The sequence below is a fragment of the Brachybacterium sp. EE-P12 genome, assembly GCF_003711805.1.
Classification (GTDB): Bacteria; Actinomycetota; Actinomycetes; order Actinomycetales; family Dermabacteraceae; genus Brachybacterium.
The window spans coordinates 379,250-397,046 of record NZ_QXCP01000006.1 but is presented as its reverse complement, the minus strand read 5'-3'; the positions used below and the strand labels follow the sequence as shown (position 1 = coordinate 397,046).

Annotated in this window: 19 protein-coding genes and 3 pseudogenes; 9 read left to right on the top strand and 13 right to left on the bottom strand. The window is 67.5% G+C overall.

The window, feature by feature from the left end; translation table 11 throughout:
- Positions 1-14 precede the first annotated feature (14 nt).
- The 3 genes from D1648_RS18515 to D1648_RS11315 all read left to right on the top strand — a co-directional run bounded on the left by D1648_RS18515 (position 15) and on the right by D1648_RS11315 (position 1,941).
- Positions 15-503 (top strand): phosphotransferase, encoded by a 489-nt coding sequence (locus tag D1648_RS18515; RefSeq protein ID WP_122941806.1) that lies wholly within the window; start codon positions 15-17, stop codon positions 501-503.
- Positions 504-721: 218 nt separating this feature from the next.
- Complete coding sequence (locus D1648_RS11320; RefSeq protein ID WP_122941804.1) at positions 722-1,438, top strand: ASCH domain-containing protein; 717 nt, start codon at positions 722-724, stop codon at positions 1,436-1,438.
- A 155-nt stretch (positions 1,439-1,593) separates the two neighbouring features.
- Positions 1,594-1,941: a ParB N-terminal domain-containing protein gene (locus D1648_RS11315; RefSeq protein WP_126281990.1), complete on the top strand. Its 348-nt coding sequence runs from the start codon at positions 1,594-1,596 to the stop codon at positions 1,939-1,941.
- A 62-nt stretch (positions 1,942-2,003) separates the two neighbouring features.
- Here the strand turns inward: D1648_RS11315 and D1648_RS11310 are convergent, their stop codons facing one another.
- From D1648_RS11310 to istA, 3 genes are all read right to left on the bottom strand, one after another.
- On the bottom strand, positions 2,004-2,318 hold the full coding sequence (locus tag D1648_RS11310) for a hypothetical protein (RefSeq protein ID WP_122941790.1): 315 nt from the start codon (positions 2,316-2,318) through the stop codon (positions 2,004-2,006).
- A 128-nt stretch (positions 2,319-2,446) separates the two neighbouring features.
- A complete protein-coding gene (gene istB, locus D1648_RS11305; protein ID WP_122941788.1) occupies positions 2,447-3,238 on the bottom strand; it encodes an IS21-like element helper ATPase IstB in 792 nt (263 codons plus the stop codon).
- Complete coding sequence (gene istA / locus D1648_RS11300; protein ID WP_122941786.1) at positions 3,238-4,518, bottom strand: IS21 family transposase; 1,281 nt, start codon at positions 4,516-4,518, stop codon at positions 3,238-3,240. The genes istB and istA overlap by 1 nt, the downstream gene beginning before the upstream one ends.
- 113 nt (positions 4,519-4,631) lie before the next feature.
- Between istA and D1648_RS11295 the strand changes: the two genes are divergently transcribed.
- Together D1648_RS11295 and uppS (D1648_RS11290) are read left to right on the top strand one after the other, a co-directional pair.
- On the top strand, positions 4,632-5,045 hold the full coding sequence (locus D1648_RS11295) for an NUDIX hydrolase (protein WP_122941784.1): 414 nt from the start codon (positions 4,632-4,634) through the stop codon (positions 5,043-5,045).
- Positions 5,046-5,129: 84 nt separating this feature from the next.
- Positions 5,130-5,840, top strand: a complete 711-nt coding sequence (gene uppS, locus D1648_RS11290; protein WP_122941782.1) for a polyprenyl diphosphate synthase — start codon at positions 5,130-5,132, stop codon at positions 5,838-5,840.
- 196 nt (positions 5,841-6,036) lie between these two features.
- On the opposite strand, the gene D1648_RS11285 is transcribed toward uppS (D1648_RS11290), so the two are convergent.
- Both D1648_RS11285 and D1648_RS11280 read right to left on the bottom strand, forming a co-directional pair.
- A complete protein-coding gene (locus tag D1648_RS11285; RefSeq protein ID WP_122941779.1) occupies positions 6,037-6,291 on the bottom strand; it encodes a helix-turn-helix transcriptional regulator in 255 nt (84 codons plus the stop codon).
- Between the two features lie 3 nt (positions 6,292-6,294).
- Complete coding sequence (locus D1648_RS11280; protein ID WP_122941777.1) at positions 6,295-6,771, bottom strand: DUF2975 domain-containing protein; 477 nt, start codon at positions 6,769-6,771, stop codon at positions 6,295-6,297.
- A gap of 270 nt (positions 6,772-7,041) precedes the next feature.
- On the opposite strand from D1648_RS11280, the gene uppS (D1648_RS11275) reads away from it, so the two are divergent.
- The 4 genes and pseudogenes from uppS (D1648_RS11275) to D1648_RS11260 all read left to right on the top strand — a co-directional run.
- On the top strand, positions 7,042-7,770 hold the full coding sequence (uppS, locus tag D1648_RS11275; RefSeq protein ID WP_122941775.1) for a polyprenyl diphosphate synthase: 729 nt from the start codon (positions 7,042-7,044) through the stop codon (positions 7,768-7,770).
- Between the two features lie 247 nt (positions 7,771-8,017).
- On the top strand, positions 8,018-8,323 hold the full coding sequence (locus D1648_RS11270) for an NIPSNAP family protein (protein WP_241155456.1): 306 nt from the start codon (positions 8,018-8,020) through the stop codon (positions 8,321-8,323).
- A gap of 352 nt (positions 8,324-8,675) precedes the next feature.
- Positions 8,676-9,861, top strand: a pseudogene (locus D1648_RS11265) (Cmx/CmrA family chloramphenicol efflux MFS transporter).
- Positions 9,858-10,103 (top strand): annotated as a pseudogene (locus D1648_RS11260) (leucine zipper domain-containing protein); the annotation flags it as partial. The pseudogenes D1648_RS11265 and D1648_RS11260, both read left to right, overlap by 4 nt.
- Here the strand turns inward: D1648_RS11260 and D1648_RS11255 are convergent.
- The 8 genes and pseudogenes from D1648_RS11255 to D1648_RS11220 form a co-directional block, all read right to left on the bottom strand.
- Positions 10,091-10,453, bottom strand: a pseudogene (locus D1648_RS11255) (leucine zipper domain-containing protein); the annotation flags it as partial. The pseudogenes D1648_RS11260 and D1648_RS11255 overlap by 13 nt on opposite strands.
- Before the next feature lie 142 nt (positions 10,454-10,595).
- The gene (locus tag D1648_RS11250; protein WP_241155455.1) at positions 10,596-10,814 is read right to left on the bottom strand and encodes an AlpA family transcriptional regulator; all 219 of its coding nucleotides are present in this window, start codon (positions 10,812-10,814) and stop codon (positions 10,596-10,598) included.
- Between the two features lie 443 nt (positions 10,815-11,257).
- Positions 11,258-12,220 carry a sugar-binding transcriptional regulator gene (locus D1648_RS11245; protein WP_122941771.1) on the bottom strand — a complete coding sequence of 321 codons (963 nt, stop codon included), beginning with the start codon at positions 12,218-12,220 and terminating at the stop codon, positions 11,258-11,260.
- Complete coding sequence (locus D1648_RS11240; RefSeq protein ID WP_122941769.1) at positions 12,213-12,914, bottom strand: glycerophosphodiester phosphodiesterase family protein; 702 nt, start codon at positions 12,912-12,914, stop codon at positions 12,213-12,215. Before D1648_RS11240 ends, D1648_RS11245 begins: the two co-directional genes overlap by 8 nt.
- 54 nt (positions 12,915-12,968) lie before the next feature.
- Positions 12,969-14,354 (bottom strand): ABC transporter substrate-binding protein, encoded by a 1,386-nt coding sequence (locus D1648_RS11235; RefSeq protein ID WP_122941767.1) that lies wholly within the window; start codon positions 14,352-14,354, stop codon positions 12,969-12,971.
- Between the two features lie 29 nt (positions 14,355-14,383).
- The gene (locus D1648_RS11230) at positions 14,384-15,310 is read right to left on the bottom strand and encodes a carbohydrate ABC transporter permease (protein ID WP_122941765.1); all 927 of its coding nucleotides are present in this window, start codon (positions 15,308-15,310) and stop codon (positions 14,384-14,386) included.
- Entirely contained in the window at positions 15,310-16,218 is a 909-nt protein-coding gene (locus D1648_RS11225) for a carbohydrate ABC transporter permease (protein WP_122941763.1), read from the bottom strand. Before D1648_RS11225 ends, D1648_RS11230 begins: the two co-directional genes overlap by 1 nt.
- A gap of 144 nt (positions 16,219-16,362) precedes the next feature.
- Complete coding sequence (locus D1648_RS11220; RefSeq protein WP_122941761.1) at positions 16,363-17,766, bottom strand: TIGR01777 family oxidoreductase; 1,404 nt, start codon at positions 17,764-17,766, stop codon at positions 16,363-16,365.
- Positions 17,767-17,797 lie beyond the last annotated feature (31 nt).

Here is a 17,797-nt window from a genome sequence, read left to right as displayed (position 1 = left end):
TCCTCGGTGCTGCCATGCTCCTCATCCTCCCGTGGATTCAGAGCCTCCACCAGACCCGGGGCGATTCACCACCAACAGAAGCCTGCTGGTCCGTTCCGCACACGTCGTCGATCACGGTGTGCCACGGTGACCCAAAACCCGGGAACTTCGCCTGGCTGGATGGTCGCGCCGTAGGACTATTCGACTGGGACGCGGCACGACCCGCTGACCCCGCCAGCGACATCGCGTACGCCCTCCTATGGACCGTGCCTGTTCCGATCCGCCCGATACCCGAACTTAGTGCCACCGATCGGCGCGAGGCCGATGCCCGCGCCGCCGCCCTACTGGAGGGCTACGGCTGGGAAGACCCCTTCGAGGTCGCGGAGCGTGCGACTGCGCGCCACGAGCAAGCCATCGAAGAGGTCGAGTGGCTCGGCTCTCACCATCACGAACCGCACGCATCGTGGGTCCGCGATGGTTGGCCAGGCAGATGGCGGCGCGAGCTCAGGGCAGTGCGACCGTAAGACCCGTCACCCCGCGCTAGGACGCTCCTCTAACCTCAACTGCACACTTCTGTCGCGTTAAGCATCACCCTGCGAGACAGCTACGGCACCGTAGCCTCCCCCGTCCCACAGGGTCCGAATCGGCACTTCCGTGACACATCTGCGCCGTGGGGTATATCCCAGCGTTACGGAACCTCGGTGCCGCAAATACTGTTGAAGGCCAGTGCGATACTCGGGCCATGCTTTACCCACCTCAGCAGCGAGTTTTAGATGCGGCCCTCAGGCAGCTCGACCTCCTTCCCGGCGACTCGAACCACACGGTCGCAGCTGCCTCAATGGACACTGCGGGGCGCATCTACGCCGGAGTCAACGTCTTCCACTTCACCGGCGGCCCATGCGCCGAGCTCGTCGTGCTCGGTCAGGCCGCCGCCGCGGGCCCGCTCGTCACGATGGTGGCCGTGGGCGACCGCGGTCGCGGGGTGATCGCCCCGTGCGGCCGATGCCGCCAAGTACTCCTTGACCAGCATCCCGACTGCTTGGTGATCGTCCCGGGTGACGGCGAGCCGGATCTGGTGCCGGTGCGGAAGCTGTTGCCGCACGCGTACAACTCCCCGGAAGCGGCGCCCGAGCGGGTCGTTCGATTCAACCCGCGCTACTACGACGCGGTGCTCGACGGCAGCAAGACGGCGACCACCCGATTCGATGACCCCTGCGCGGTGGGTCCCGCGTGGCTGCTCTTCGAGTTTGATGAAGGATATAAGCGCCTCCGCGGTGTCATCGAATCCGTCGAGTCGAAGAGGCTTGATCAGCTCACCGATGAGGATGCGGAGCAGGAGGGCGGCATGGTCGCCGCGGACCTACAGAACGGGCTTCGCGGCCACTACCCCGCGATCCAGCCGGAGTCACCCGTCGACTTCGTCCGGTTCCGCGTCGAGCAAACAAGCACCTGGACCTGAGCCGGCTTAGTTGTGCCGAAGTTCAGGACCGGAGCGTAGCCGTGCCGCAACGGTTCTCGACCCGCCCTACATTTACGGCACCGCTCCACATCGCCTTGGCCGACTGTGCCGGAAACGACCGTTTATGGCACAGGCTCGCTGGGTACGCTCACGCGATGCGAAGCGCCGCCGTCCAGCTCCCCACCGACCTGGTGGCTCGGTACCGAGCCGTGGACCGCGAGGTCGTCGGTTCAGCACTGGTAGACACACCCGCACATCTCGACCGCCTCACATCTGACATCGGTCAGCGCGGCATCCTCGTGCCGCTCGATCTCAGGTTCAATCAGGCGTTTGCAACCGTCGACGGGAACCACAGAATCGCCGTGGCTCTGCGCCTCGGCTTAGAGCACGTTCCGGTGACGCTCCATCAGCTGCCCGAGCATCCGAGACCTGGCCACGCAAAGCCGATGGCCGATGCGGATCATCGGGTGCTCATCGCCGCATGGGAGGCCAGAGAGGCCTGACCCATCACCGACCGTTTATGGCGCAGCTCGGCCGGGGACAAAACGGAGGCAGGCTGACGGCATCAGAGGTGGAGAGTTGGGTCCACTGAGCTGATGCCCTTGCCCCTCTCTCGCGCGTACGCGATTTCACGCTGTGTTGCCGATCCGAGGTATCCGCCTTCGCTCACCACTCGCACCTCGTCCGACAGGTCGATACGACGTAGATGCAGCTCGCCCAGAGCTTCACGTCGGGCTGGGGTCAGGTCTCCATTGCTTGCTTCGGGCGCGAGCACGATCATCCCGAGGGTAGTGAGACGGCGCCGCTCCGACTCGAACAGGCTCTGGAAGCGCAGCGAACCGCATAGGCAGACCACTCTGGGCCGGTTGGGGGCACTCATGCACGAACCTCCGTGACTCAGGGGCTGATGGGCGGAATGCTCGCACGCCTCGCCTCTGTCAACGGCGGGTGAAAATTGACCCCTTATCGACGGCTGAATTTTGACCCCTCTGTCGGGGTGGTGTTTGTCTACTTCGTGTTGGTTGTGGTCGTCTTCAGGAGCTCGCGGCGGGCTCGGGTGCGGTAGGAGTCGCCGGAGAGGGTGAGGACCTCGGCGTGGTGGACGAGGCGGTCGATCATGGCGGCTGCGACGATGTCGTCGCCGAAGATCTCGCCCCATCTCCCGAACGGCATGTTCGAGGTGACCAGCAGCGAGCCCTGCTCGTAACGGGCGGCGATGAGTTGGAAGAACAGGTTCGCTGCGGTCGCGTCGAAGGGGATGTAGCCGATCTCGTCGATGATCAACAGCTTGTAGCGCCGCAGCTTCTTCAGCTCCTTGTCCAGGCCATCGGTCGCGTGGGCCTGTTGGAGGCGGGCGAGCCATCCGGTCGCGGTGTCGAACAAGACCGGATAGCCCGCGTGCGCGGCCTTCAGTCCCAGACCGATCGCGAGGTGGGTCTTGCCCACCCCGGGTGGCCCCAGGAGCACTACGTTCTCGGCCTTGGGGATGAACGTGCAGGTCGCGAGGTGCGCGAGGATGTCCCGGCGGAGCGAGGGCTGGTGGTCCATCGTGAAGTCCTCCAGCGTCTTCAGTTGCGGGAAGTGCGCGCCGCCGATCCGGATCCGAGCTCCGGACTCCTCGCGCTCGGCGACCTGCCGGGCCAGGACCGCGGCGAGGTACTCCTCGTGGCTCCAGGCCTGGTCACGAGCGGTCTCGGCGAGGTCCTCGAACACCCTGGTGATCGTCGGGGTCTTCAACACCCTCGCCAGATAGGTGATCTGTGAGCCTGGGTCCTTCTCGGGAATGGTCGTAGTGGTCATCAGCTGGTCCTTGTCGAGTGGTCGGGAGCGTGGAAGTCGATGCCGAACAGGTCGTCGTAGTCCGGCAGGGCGCGCATCTGCACGAGGTGCCCGTCCGCATGGGCCCGGGGTCCTCGATCTCTGCTGGTGGCCTTCTGATAGGCGCTACGGAGCACGGCAGCGGCCGCGACGTGCTCGGGGTCGGTGATCACCTGCCGCTTCGCCCAGCAGCGCTCATGCAGCGCCACGACCCTGCCCTCGCAGGTGACCCGGACCTGCTCGAGAGAGACGATGATGTCGACGAACCTGCCGATCACGCGGGGGTCGACGGAGTAGTCGCAGGTCTCGAACCGCACGTAGTACTCCCTGCCCAACCGGATCCGGGACCGGGTCCCGGTCGTCGGTGCCACCGGGGGCAGCACCGTCATCGCTGCAAGGTCTCTGCCCAGCACGTCGACCGGCCGGCCACCGGCCCCTGACCCGGTGGCCGGGGCCAGGGACCGCACCATCCGCTGGTTCGCGCGCAGCAGCCAGTCGCCGAGCTGGGCGTTGAAGTCCTGGGGCGAGGTGAATGCCCTGCCCGGGAGGAACGAGGTCTCCAGATATCCGTTGGTCCGCTCGACCATGCCCTTGGTCTCCGGGTCCCGTGGTGGGGCGAGCACGATCCGGGTTCCCAGGGTGCCCGCGAACGCAGCTGCCGGTGGGGAGGGGCGTCCTCTGCCGCCGATCGCGGATTCCCGGTCCCACCACAGAGTCTTCGTGACCCCGCCGAGGGAGTGGATGATCGACCACATGCCCGCCAGGATGTCGCCGGCAGTGCGGGAGGGGATCATCTGGGCTGCGATAACTTTCGAGAACGCCAGCGTCATCACCAGCACCGGCAGCATCGCGACCTGGCCGCCACCGACCGGGATCCGTGGCTCGGGGAACCACAGATCACACTGCGTGGTCTGCCCGGGATGATGGACGAGCTTGTCGACCGGGTCCGCTTCGAGGAACAGCGGCCGCAGCTCCCTGACCCGCTCCTTGAGGACCGTCAGTGAGCGCTCCCACCCGATCCGTTCCGCGATCACCGTTGCCGGCATCCTCGGGAACTCAGCGAGCAGCGCTCGGATCTGAGGCTCGACCGCATCCACAATCGAGCCCTTGAGCGCCCGCTGATACTCCGGCGGTGCGTCGGACGCCAACGCGGAACGCACCGTGTTTCGCGCGATGCCCAGACGCCTGGCGATCTCCTTGATAGGAACCTTCTCCGACCGGTGCAAACGCCGGATCTCTGCCCAATCCTCCACTGCGATCATCCTCCAAGAGTGATGCAGGGGGTCAAGATTCATCCGTCGCATAGGGGTCAGTTTTCACCCGGCGGCGACACGCCTCCGCCCGCTCTGCGTTCCGGCGGTTCAGACTGTGGGGCATGGATGAACTGGGAAGCTCGGTCCGTGTTTGCGCCTACGTCGTGTCTCGCCGGGATGGGGCGATCCTGCTGGCGCACCAGGTGTCGCCGGGACCGGCGTACGGGATGTGGACATTGCCAGGCGGCGGGGCGGAATTCGGAGAGCACCCCCGCGACGCTGCTGTCCGCGAGGTCCGGGAGGAGACGGGCTGCGAGGTGGCCATCGGCGCACTGCTCGGTGTCCACAGCGGACTCTTCGAGGCCGGCGGCGGTTCACAGCAACACGTCGTGCGGTTGCTGTTCGAGGGTGACGTGCTCGGAGAGCCGCGCGTAGCCCAGCCCGACGAAGTCAACGCCGTGGAATGGCACCCCCACCGGAGCCTTCCACCGAACACCACGGCCTGGGCTGCGCTCGGTGCCGAACTGCTGCACTGACGGAGTCGCGCTTGTCCGTGTAGATCTTGTCAACACCGCGGCGAACTCCGGTCGCGGGCGCGCGTCGAGCCCTACGGTGACGCCATGGATCGCCGCGACCGTTCCGCCCTCCCGAGGCCACGTCACATCGGGATCATCATGGACGGCAATCGACGCTGGGCGAAGGCTCAACGGCACCTTGACGCGAGCCTCGGCCACAAGGCCGGTGCAGAGCACCTCTCCAACTTCATGGCCTGGCTCAGCGTCCGGAACATCGACCACGCCAGCGCCTACGTCCTGTCCGCCGACAACATCCGCAAGCGTGACTCCCAAGAGGTCCGCTACCTCTTCACGCTGATCGAGGAGATCATCCCGCATCGGGTGGAGGCAGCTCAGAGTTGGCGGCTACACGTCAGTGGCGATCTGGACCTGCTTCCTGCCCCGGCACGAGCAGCGCTCGAGCGCGCGATCCAGGAGACGTCAGATCGCCCCCGGCATCTCACGCTCGCTATCGGCTACGACGCTCACGCAGACATCGTCTCTGCCGTTCAGCGCGCCGTTCTCCAGCTCAAAGCCGGGGAGCTCGACGGTCTCACCGTGGATGCGGTCTCGGAGCAGCTTGCCGGTGGCCCAGTGAAGGACATCGACCTGATCATCCGCACCGGCGGGGACAGTCGCACCTCGGGCTTCTTCCCCTGGCAGACCAAGAGCGCCGGGCTCTACGTCGTGCAGCACCCGTGGCCGGCGTTCAGCGAGTCCGACCTCGACGATGCGCTCAGCTACTACGCCACCAAGCGCGGCCGGGCGACAAAGTAGCGCACCCGCCGCAAGCGACCTTAACTGGACAATTCTGTCCCACTAATGGCCACCCTGCGCGACAGCTACGCCGCCGTAGGTTCCCCCGTCACACAGGGTCCAAAACCGCCAATCTGACACAGATCTGCTCACTCGGGTATACCCATTCAGGACGCGCCGTTCGGCCCGCTCGGATCTTCGCCGCCCAGACTCTTGGTCACCGGGAGTCATTGATGCCGGTATCGCCGGCATCTGCGTCCTCAGTTTCGTCGTCGATCCACTCGAACAGGTCGCCCGGCTGGCATTGGAGCACGCGGCACATCGCATCCAGCGTCGACAGGCGGACGGCCTTGGCGCGACCGTTCTTGAGTACTGCGATGTTGGCCGGCGTGATGCCCACCCGATCGGCGAACTCCCCGACGCTCATCTTCTGTCGAGCGAGTTCCACATCAATGCGACTGACGATGGCCATCGCTCAGACAACCGCATCCATCTCGACCTTGAGCGCGGTCGCTCGGACGAGTAGGCCTCTGAGGACGACGATCAGCAGGACGACAGCGAGACCGACCATCAGACTGAGCAACTCGGTCAGGACGATCCACGGAGCAGAAACACCCTGGATCGTCTGCCATGCGCTGGTGACCAGAGCGATGCACCATCCGGCACCGAGGGCGCCGAGGATGACATCGACCCACCGCCGTGCCTCAGCGTCGAAAATCTCGTCACGAGCAACGCGGCCCAGCAGCTCCCATGTGGCCAGCAGTGTGGCTTGGATGCAGGCCAGGAAGGCGATCAGCGAGATGGCCAGCTGCCAGCGTGCCCAAGCGAACTCCGGGTACGCGTCTGCCATCCACCCGGAGACCACCGGCACGACCACGACTTGGGCGAAGAGGAGGCCGAGGCCCGAGAGGACGGCAACGACTTGAAGGGTTCGAGCGAGGCCACGAGTCATGCGTTGAGTATCAATCGCTATCTATCGAAAGTCAATCGGTAGCCGCGTCCGCCCCTCGCTAGCCGTCTCAGCCACCGCAGATGGGGTGTGGGGCGGTAGGGAGCAGGCCGCGCCCGACGCCTTGGCCGTGAGTGACAGCTGCGCCAGTGAGACACCCGTACGGGATGGGTGCCCCGTCGACGGGATGCTGGAAGCGTCCGTTGATGGAGATCCTGTCGATACTGTTGCGGACACCGGTCGCCGGCGTGCTGTGCGTCCTACGGTGAGGTCATGGAACTCCGCGACGCGTCGAGCCGGCCTGCATCTCTGGCCGTCCCGCGGCCACGCCACATCGGGGTGATCATGGACGGCAATCGACGCTGGGCGAAGGCTCAACGGCATGTTGACGTGGGCTTCGGCCACAAGGCTGGGGCGGAGCACCTCTCCAATTTCATGGCCTGGCTCAGCGCACGGAGCATCGACCATGCCAGCGCCTACGTCTTGTCCGCCGACAACATCCGCAAGCGTGACTCCCAAGAGGTCCGCTACCTCTTCAGGCTGATCGAGGAGATCATCCCGCACCGGGTGAAGGCGGCTCAGAGTTGGCAGCTCCACGTCAGTGGCGATCTGGACCTGCTTCCTGCCTCGGCCCGAGCAGCGCTCGAGCGCGCGATCCAGGAAACGTCCGATCGGCCCCGGCATCTCACGCTCGCTATCGGCTACGACGCTCACGCAGACATCGTCTCTGCCGTTCAGCGCGCCATCCTCCACCTCGCGACCGGGGAGCTCGACGACCTCACCGTGGAAGCGGTCTCGGAGCAGCTTGCCGGTGGCCCAGTGAAGGACATCGACCTGATCATCCGCACCGGCGGGGACAGTCGCACCTCGGGCTTCTTCCCCTGGCAGACCAAGAGCGCCGAGCTCTACGTCGTGCAGCACCCGTGGCCGGCGTTAAGCGAGTCTGACCTCGACGATGCGCTCAGCTACTACGCCACCAAGCGCGGCCGGGCGACAACGTAGCGCACCCGCGGTAAGCGACCTCAACTGGACAGTCCTGTCCCGTTAAGGGCCACCCTGCGTGACAGCTACGCCGCCGTAGGCTCCCCCGTCACACAGGGTCCAAAACGGCAGTTCCGTGACAGATCTGCGCCGTGGGGTATACCCATTCGGGATGCCATACGTGTGGTCAGCGAGACCACTGGGAGCCTCGGCAGTCCCATCCCACCGGGCGCACGTGTTCTAGTGTGGCGTCATGATCACTTGCGTCGTGGAATACACGATCGACCCCGCGAAGGCCGCCGAGTTCGAGCGGTTCGGACGCGCGTGGATGGCACTGGTCAACAAGCATGACGGAATGCATCACGGATACTTCCTGCCAAGCGAGGGCGCCAGCGATCGAGCGATGGCACTGTTCTCGTTCGACTCGTTCGCAACCTATGAGGCGTACCGTGCACGATTCGGCGTCGACCCCGACTTCATCGCTGCCGATAGAATCAGAGACGACAGCGGCTGCGTGCTCCGTTATGAGCGCACGTTCATGCGTCCGGTGCTCCCTGATCCTGCCGGGTCGTGACTTCGAGCGAGCGGCTTCGCGGACGGGTGCGCCATCGCCACAGGGCCCGCTCGACCGACGCAGACCCTGGGGTCGGCTACTAGTTGTTGCGGGGCAGGACGTTGATGACGATGCCGCGGCGCGCGCAAAGGATGTGCAGTGTTGAGGGAGCGTCGGTAGGGTGAGGAGCATGGCGTGCCCTGAATCAGACACTCAGGGGGCTTTCGGTCACACCGTCAGCCCCCCAGACCTCCTGAGTCCTTAACCCGCCGCCTGCGCCTGTGCGCTGAGCGGGCTCTTGGGCAGCTCCCTGGGCGCTGGCCGTGGTGACGAGACGTTTCCCTCTTTTCGTTCTCGTTCCTCGGAGCCCTCCATGCCCTTCGCCCTCTACCTGCTTGCCCTGGCTGTCTTTGCCATGGGCACATCTGAGTTCATGCTTGCTGGCCTCGTGCCAGACATCGCCGCCAGTGTCGGTGTCTCTGTCGGCACAGCTGGGTTACTCACCTCTGCCTTTGCGGTCGGGATGATTCTCGGTGCGCCCGCCATGGCAGCTCTCACCCGTCGGTGGCCCGCCCGGACCACCTTGCTCGGGTGCGTGGTCATCTTCGCTGCCTGTCACGTCGTCGCCGCCACTGCCGAGACCTTCTCCGTGCTGTTCGCAACTCGTGTGGTTGCTGCGGTTGCTAACGCCGGGTTCCTGGCCGTTGCACTCAGCACCGCGACCCGCCTCGTGGCCCCCAGCCGGAAGGGCCGCGCTCTTGCCATCCTCCTCTCGGGCACCACGATCGCCATGGTCGCCGGTGTTCCCGCGGGGGCTCTACTTGGCACGGCGCTGGGATGGCGGGCCACGTTCTGGGCGGTAGCCTTCCTGTGCGTTCCTGCTGCAATCGGCATCCTCACCGGGATCCGTCCACAGCCGAGAGACACGCAGGACGAAGCCAACGATGGCCTGTCTCTCGCCTTCGAGTTGGCGCAGCTCCGCGTGCCCCGCCTTTTCACGGCGATGCTGCTCGCTGCGCTGGTCAATGGCGGGGACTTTCGCCGCGTTTACGTTCCTCGCGCCGGTCGTGACCGGGACAGCGGGTCTGGGCCAGGTGTGGGTACCGGTGGCTCTGGTGTTGTTCGGCATCGGGTCCTTCATGGGAGTCAGCATTGCCGGGCGACTGTCTGACCAGCACCCGCGAACGCTCCTCGTTGTGGCCGCGCCGCTCCTGTTAGTTGGGTGGCTGTTGCTCGCGGTGCTTGCTGGGCACTCCGTGCCGCTGCTCGTCCTGGTGTTCCTGCTGGGAATGCTGGCATTCGCTGTGGGAAGCACCATGATCGCTCGAGTGCTCTACGCAGCATCGGAAGCGCCCACCATGGGTGGTTCCTACGCGACTGCCGCTCTCAACATCGGGGCCGCTGCTGGTCCGGCGCTCGGAGCGGTAGCGCTCGAGAGCTCGAGCAACCTTGGTCCCGTGTGGGCAGCGACCGCGCTGACTGCTCTCGCACTCCTCGTGATGCTGCCCACGCTGCGCATGATCGCCCCGCGGGTACGGAATGTGGAGGCTGCCAAGTGACGCACGCTAATGCTCCGTTGAGCCTTGAAGGTCGACGCCGGCTCGTGAATCGGTGCCTGACCCGGCCGATCGCGCACGTAGCTGCCGAGATGGGCATCTCACGCGCGTGCGCTTCGAAGTGGGTCAACCGGTGGAGACGCCATGGCGAAGCCGGGCTCCAAGACCGTGCTTCGACGCCCCACCACAGCAGTACCGCGACAGCCGCCTGTGTCATCCAACAGATCGAGGTCTGGCGGCGGGAGATCCCGAGTCGTTCCAGCCAGCGCCCGATGGTCCGGACGCAGTAGTGGTGGCCGTGGGAGGCGAGCTCGAGGGCGATGCGGCGGGCCGACCATTTGTGCTCTCGCCGCCAAGCGTCGATGAGTTCGAGGACCTCGATCGGTGGCCGCGAGGGTCTCCGTGCTGGGGCGCTGGTGCGGTCTTCCAAGGCTTCGGCACCGTCGGCGCGGTAGCGGTGGACCCACTTCGTCAGAGTCGAGCGGGCGACGCCGGCTTCGGCAGCGACGTGGGCGACGGGTCGGCCATCATCTTCGACACGTTTGACCAGGCGGAGTCTTCCGGCAGGGGTCAGCGGGGAATTACGGTGAGTCATGGAACGGGTCTCTTCCAGCAGATGGACGGCTTCAGCACCACCCATCGTGCCGGTCAGGGACCCGTTCCTTCATCCCCGCTCCGTGACTACAACGTCATGACCCGCAACATCTAGGCGCGAGCATGAGCCGGCCGGCCCCGCGTCAGCCGGCCACCTTCCGCTCCTGCTCCGCAACCCAGTCGTTCACGCTCGAGACGCGATAGCGGACTCGGCCTCCGACCTTGACGAAGCCGGGACCCATGTCGAGACTGCGCCAGTTCGCGAGGGTCCCGGTGGACAGACCGAGGGCCTCGCCGACCTCCTGTGCGGTGAGCAGCTCGTCCATCCTGACGATGTCCGGTGCCTGCGCCTTCCGAGCCATGGCGGCCTCCCGTGTTAGACGGAGCCGCGTATCGACCCCTTGTGCTCACGTAAGTGGGCGGGGGATCACGGAACATGTCGCGATGGCAACGGCAGGTACTCGTTTCACCTGGTGAGGACCGCACACTCACGAGAGGTCACGAGGCATCACACCTGACGCGCCGCCACCCTGCAGTGCCCGGCGACCGCTTCGTCCTGACGGTGCCCGGCGAGTTACCTGTAGTAGAGCCGCTCTACACCAAGGTACGAGTTAAGTATGAGTTTTAGTGGGAAGCACCGTGAAAACCGATGAACCTTCATGATGGTAGGTGAGGCCACCTGACGACTACACCCCAGGTCATAGCGCCTGCGCAGGCTCACTCCCTGGAACTTCGTAGAGACTGGCTCGGTAATCCGTCGGTCGCGGGTTCAAGCCCCGCCTGGGCCACCGGAGAGCGCCGGCGCTCATCTCTCCGCCGCGAGTGCCAGCTCCGCGGTGCGGACGTCGGTGATGAGCACGTTCACCAGTCCCGATCGCAGGGTCGCGAGGACCGCCTGCTGCTTCCACTCCCCTCCTCCGATCGCGACCCGCAGCGGCACGGCGCGCAGCTCCTCCTCGGAGATGCCGATGAAGCGCCCTTCGAGCCCGCTGACGGTGCGCCCCTGGATGTCCAGCAGCGTGGTGCCGATCTCCGCGACGACGCCTCGCTCCTCGAAGCCGGCGCGCTCCCCGTTCTCGCCGAGGATCTGGGCGAGCAGTGAGGAGCGCGGCCAGCCCCCGATGGTGAGGAACGCCTTCCGGACGTGGCGGAACCTCCGCATCGTCCCCGTGATCGCGGGGTGGTGCAGGATCGGCGCGGCCTCGGGGTCGATGAGGATCGGCACGTACAGCGGGAAGGTCGCGCCGCCGGCGGCACGACCGATGGCGGAGACCACCTCGGCGCCCTCCTCGAGCCGCGGCCAGCCGATGCCGGTCAGCTGGACCACATCGGCGCTGGGCAGCTGGTCGATCTCGCGGGAGGCGCGGGCGAGGGTGCGGCCGGGCGCGACGCCGAGCACGTCGTCCTCCTCCACCGTCTCGCTGAGGTAGCGCGCGGTGACCGAGGCGAGCGCCTCGCGCACCTCCGCGTCGTCCGTGGAGCGGGTCGCGACCACGAGCGCGGAGCGGAGGCCGAACTGCCGGGCGATGCGCGCGGAGAGGTCCGCGTCGATCGGCACCGGCATCGTCGGCCGCACCTCGATGAGGCCCAGCTCGCGGGCGCGCCGGACCATGCGGGCGGTGGCGAACCGGGACCTGCCGATCTCCTCGGCGATCTCGTTGAGCGGGCGGCCGTGGGCGAGGTTCTGCATGGCGACGTGGACGTGCAGGATCTGCTGGTCCAGGGGCAGCTGTGCCCCGGACCGCAGGGCGCGGCCTCGCTCAGCCATCGCCCTCCCGCACCTCTCGCCGCCACCTGATCGCCTCGGCAGGGTCGTCGGCCGTGATGCCGTCGGCGCCGTGGCGCATCGCCTCGCGCATGTCCTCGAGCGTCCGCACGGGCCAGAGGTGCAGCTCGAGCCCGCGTCCCCTGATCGCCCGCACGTGCTCCTCGGTGAGACCGGACAGGCCCAGGCACAGCCGCTGGGCCGAGGTGTGCTCGACGAGCCCCTGCCAGCCGCCCTCGAACGTCTCGGCGCGGGCCATGTCCTTGCGGATCACGCCACGGGGCACACCGGGGATCTTCTCGGCGGCCTCATGCAGCGCGTCCTCCTTGAAGCTCGTGAGCATCGTGCGCGCGGCGTGCTCGGGGTGCTCGGCAAAGTACGCGGCAAGGTACGGCACCGTCTCCGGGGCCTTGATCTCGAGCTGGATGAAGGTGCTGGTCGCCTCGTACATCTCCTGGAGCGTCACGACGCCACGGCCGGAGTCGAGCACGACCTGCTGCAGCTGGGCGAGCGTCAGCTCCCCGGCGGGTCCGCGGGAGCGCGCCGAGTCATCCCCGGCGGTGCGGTCCAGCGTCGCATCGTGCAGCAGGAACAGCTGCTCGTCGGCGCTCAGGCGCACGTCGAGCTCGATCTCGTCGACCCCGATCCTCTCGGCCAGCGCGTAGCCCTCGAGGCTGTTCTCGGGCGCGTGGGCCATCGCTCCCCGATGCCCCACGATCAGCGGCGTCCCTGTCGTCCCGTTCACTGCGCGTCACTCTCCCACTCGTTGCTCGTACTTCTCCCGGACCCGGTCCACGGCCGGCTCCAGCTCCTTCTCCATCCGGGTCAGCACCTTCTCGGCGTCCTCTCCGGCCGAGTAGACGGACTGGATGGCGTTCTTGGCCTCGACGATCATCTCGGGGACGAAGCGTCGGGCGATGTCGGGCCCCTGCGCGATCGCCAGCTGGTCGATGGCGACCTGGTAGCGGGGATCCTCCGCGGAGCGCTGCGCGATCTCCTCCGACTCGACGGCGTCCTTCGTGCAGGGCACGTACCCGCTGCCGAGCGTCCAGTCCACCGATGCCTGCCCGCTGGAGAGGAACTTGATGACCTCCCAGGCGGCCTGTTTCCGCTCGGCGGAGGCGTAGCGCATGATCGACAGCCCGCCGCCGCCCGTGGGCACACCGGTGGTGACCTCCTGCGGCAGGAAGCCGCAGCCGAAGTCGAAGGTCGCGGCCTCCTTGATCCCCGAGAGGGTGCCGGTGGACTGCAGCACGGTGGCGCAGGCGCCGGAGGTGAAGTCGCCCGTGGCGTCCGCGGCGAGATAGCCGTAGCCGTCGTCGTGGATGAACTTGCGGTCGTACTCGAGGGCGGCGATCGACTCCTCGGTGGTCAGCGTCATGTCCAGTCCATCTGAGTAGGCGCCGCCGAAGGCCCGGATCGCCCCGGAGAAGTACCAGTCGTCCCCGCCGATGTATGCCCGCATCCGCACCCGGTTGCCGTCGAACTCGAGGCCGTCGACCTCCTTCGCCCACTCGGACCACTCGGTATAGGTCTCCGGGGCCCGGTCCGGCAGCCCCACGGCCTCGAAGATCTCGCGGTTGTAGTAGAACAGCGGCGTCGAGCGGCCGAAGGGGACCCACCAGATGTCGTCCTTGACGGTGCCCTCGTCGAGGAACCGCTCGTCGAAGGCGTCGGTGTCGAAGGAGGTGTCGAAATAACCCGTCAGCGGCTCGAGGGCCTCGGCGAGGTAGAACCGGTTCCACACCACGTCGCTGAGCACGACGATGTCCGGCACCTGCCTGGCCTGCAGGCTCGCGGAGAGCTTGGACTCCACGCCGTCGTAGCTGTCGAAGATCTGCACCTCGGCATAGATCTCGTCCTGCGCGGCGTGGAAGGCGTCGATGTTGGCGGCGATCACCTCGGCGTTGTGCGCGGTGTAGGCGCTCCAGATCACGACCCGCTGTCGGTCCTCGAACTCGGCGGGCACATGACCGCCGGGCTGCTCGAGCACCAGGCCCTCGGTCTCGCCGAGCCCGAAGCATCCGCCGAGCAGCGGCGTGCCGGCTGCGAGCAGCCCTGCGCCGAGCAGCTGCCTGCGCGACGGGGAGGCTGCGGCGGGACGCGCACGAGAGGTGCGGGCACGATCGTCGGCCATGGTTCTCCTCGAGAGTCGATGCACGGCGCTCACCGTCCGCTGCCGGCGGCCGCGCCGGTGAGGCCGGAGACGATGTAGCGCTGCGCGCACAGGAAGACGAGCAGCATCGGCAGCACGACGATGAGAGTGCCGGACATCAGCACGCCCCAGTTGGTGAGACCGTCGTTGGACTTGAGGTACATCAGGCCGATCGGCAGGGTGCGCATGTTGACGGAGTTGGTGATGATCAGCGGCCACACGAAGTTGTTCCACTCATCGATCACCGCGACCAGCGCGACTGTGGCGACCGCCGGGATCGACATCGGCAGGGTGAAGGAGAGCAGGCGGCGCAGGTGTCCGCAGCCGTCGACCTCGGCCGCCTCGAAGACCTCGGCGGGCAGGGACATGAAGTGCTGGCGCAGCAGGAAGGTGCCGAAGGCGGAGGCGACGCCGGGCAGGATCAGGCCCGCATAGGTGTTGATCAGGCCGAGGTTGCCCATCGTGATGTAGTTGACCAGCAGCGTCACGTGGCCGGGGACCATGAGCGCGCCGAGCATGATCACGAACAGCCATCTCTTGCCCGGGAAGGGCAGGAAGGCGAAGGCGTAGGCCGCGAAGATCGCCAGCAGCACCTTGAGGGTCGCGCCGACCACGGTGACGATCAGCGAGTTCTTCAGGAAGTCCCCGAACGGGGCGATCCGCCAGGCCTCGCGCACGTTGTCGAACGTGAGCTCGGAGGGCAGCCACGTCATCGGCCAGGTGTAGATCTCGCCGTTCGTCTTGAACGAGGTGGTCAGCAGCATGTACAGCGGGATCAGGAAGACCAGCCCCACGGCGATCAGCAGCAGGTGTCCCCACCAGGAGCGCTTGGGGGCGTGGGAGCGGCGTGCCCAGCGGCGGGAGGGCGTCGCCCGCCGGGCATCGTCGGCGAGCGGGCCGCGAGGGTCCGCGGGCCGGGTGGTCGTGGGGTTCGTCATCAGTAGTGCACCCTCTTCTCCACGAACCGGAACTGCAGCGCGGTGATGAGCATCAGCAGCACGAACATCACCGTGCCCGCAGCCGCGGAGAGGCCGACGTTCGAGCGCAGGAAGGCCTGCTCGTAGATGAACCAGCTCAGCGTGGTGGTGGCCGACGCGGGGCCTCCGCTGGTCATCACCGCGATGATGTCGAAGGCCTGGAAGGCGCCGATGGTCTGCGTGATCACCAGGAAGAACGTGGTGGGCGAGAGGAGCGGGAGCATGACCCGCAGGAAGGTCTGCACCGGTCCCGCACCGTCCAGCCGCGCCGCCTCGAGCACATCGGTGGGCAGCCCCTGGATCCCGGCGAGGTAGACGATCGAGACGAAGCCGACGCCCTTCCAGATCGAGACGATCAGCAGCGCGGGCAGGGCCCAGTCGGCGTCGGTGGTCCAGTCCGGGGAGTCGGCGCCGAAGGCCTCGAAGACCACGCGCGCGAGGCCGTAGTTCGGGTCGAAGATGAACAGCCACACCACGGCGATCGCCGCGCCGGAGACCACGTGGGGGGTGAACACGATGCCGGTGACGGCGGAGGTGCCGGGCAGCTTCCGGGAGAACAGCAGGGCCAGCAGCACCCCGAGCACGAGGCTGATGCCCACGACGACCACCACCCACACCACGGACACCCACAGCACCTTGTGGAAGGAGGGCGAGGCCAGCATCGAGGTGTAGTTCGTCAGCCCCACGTACAGCGGTTCGGGAGAGATGAAGTCCCAGCTCGTCAGGCTCAGGTAGAGGTTCGCGAGGATCGGCCAGTAGGCGAAGACCGCGATCAGGGCCAGATTCGGGAAGGCGAACAGGGCGAACAGCGCGTAGCCGCGACGGCGCCGTGCCCGACGGGCCGGGCGCTCCGGGGCGCGCAGTGTCATGGAGGGTCCTTCCGGAGCGGCGGTGCTCCTGCCGGCGGCGCCGCGGAACGGCGTGGGGCTGATCTGTTCCGCGTCCACCCTAACCAGTTCGCTCGGACGTGCCGGCGCACTGCTCATATGTGCACCGGAGCGAGGAGAACCTCCTCAGACCCGTTCCGCGCTGCGGCGCAGCAGATGACGCAGCGCTCCCTCGAGCTCGGGGTGGGCGAGCTCGTGCCCGCTCGCAGCGAGCCGGTCCCCGCACACGTCCTGGTCGGTGCGGATCAGCTCGTCTGCCGCGTCGCGTCCGAGCGCGAGCTGCGGCCCGGCGGCCGGGACGGGCAGCAGGGCGGGCCGGCGCAGCACCGTGCCGAGAGCACGAGCGAACTCCCCAGCGGTGACGGTGCCGGCGGCGACCGCGTTCAGGGGCCCCTCCGCCGTGCTCGAGAGCGCCGCATGGGCATGGGCTCGCACCATGTCGTCGAGCGTGATCCAGGAGAGCCGGGCATCGCGGACGGTGAGTCGCCCGCCGACGCCGGCGAGGAAGAGCGGGAGCTGGGGCAGCAGGGATCCCCCGCCGTCGGAGAGCACGATGCCGGTGCGCAGCAGCGCGACGCGCAGACCTGCGGAGCGGGCGGGCTCGGTCGCGGCCTCCCAGTCCCGCACCACCTCCGCGAGGAAGCCCGTCCCCGGAGTCGAGGTCTCCTCGAGCCGCTCGCCCGGCCGCCGGGGTCCGTAGATGCCGATCGCGGAGGCCTGGACCAGGGCGGAGGGTCCGTCGTCCATGCCGGCGAGGGTCCGGGCCAGAAGATCCGTCCCGGCGAGGCGTGAATCGCGGATCTCCCGGCGCGCGGAGGCGGTCCAGCGGGTCGCGATCGAGCGGCCGCCGAGGTTGACGACCGCATCCACGTCCTCGAGATCGGCGGGGTCGAGCCGGCCTCCTGAGGGGTCCCACGCGATCTCCCCGGGGCCGGCCGCCCGGCCCCGGACCATGCGCAGCACGGTGTGACCGCCGGTGGTGAGGAGGGCGGCGAGCTGGGTGCCGATGAGCCCGGAGGCGCCGGCGATCGCGATCGTGCGCCGCGGGGTGCCGTCCCAGCGAGCGTGGAAGGCGAGGTCGTCCCGCAGCTGACGTGCCCGGAAGGCGAGCAGCTCGCGCACGGAGCGCTCGACCAGAGTCTCGAGGGCGGAGAGGCCACGGGGCAGCTCGATCTCGAGCCGATCCGCCATCGTCGTGCCGGCCTCCGCCGCTTCCACGGCGTGCTCGTGGCGCCAGGTGCGCCAGGGCCCGCGGACCTGCCGGTCGACGAAGCGCAGCTCCCCCTCGCCGAGACCGGGACAGGGCTCCTCGGCGTGACGGAGCAGCCATCGAGGACGCAGCGCAGCGGGCAGCACGGCAGGGCCGAGGCGGACGGGGACGAGCCGACCGGCCCGGACCCCGCCGTCGTCCGGATTCTCGGGGCCGCCGAGGCCGGGCGGGGTGAGCCGGACGAGGGCTCCGGGACGCTCCATCCACTGCCGTACCCTCTCCGGCGAGGCGGCGAGCTCGTGCCGGGTCTCGATCCGCATGGGTCTGCCTTCCGCTGTCGACTCACCCCGA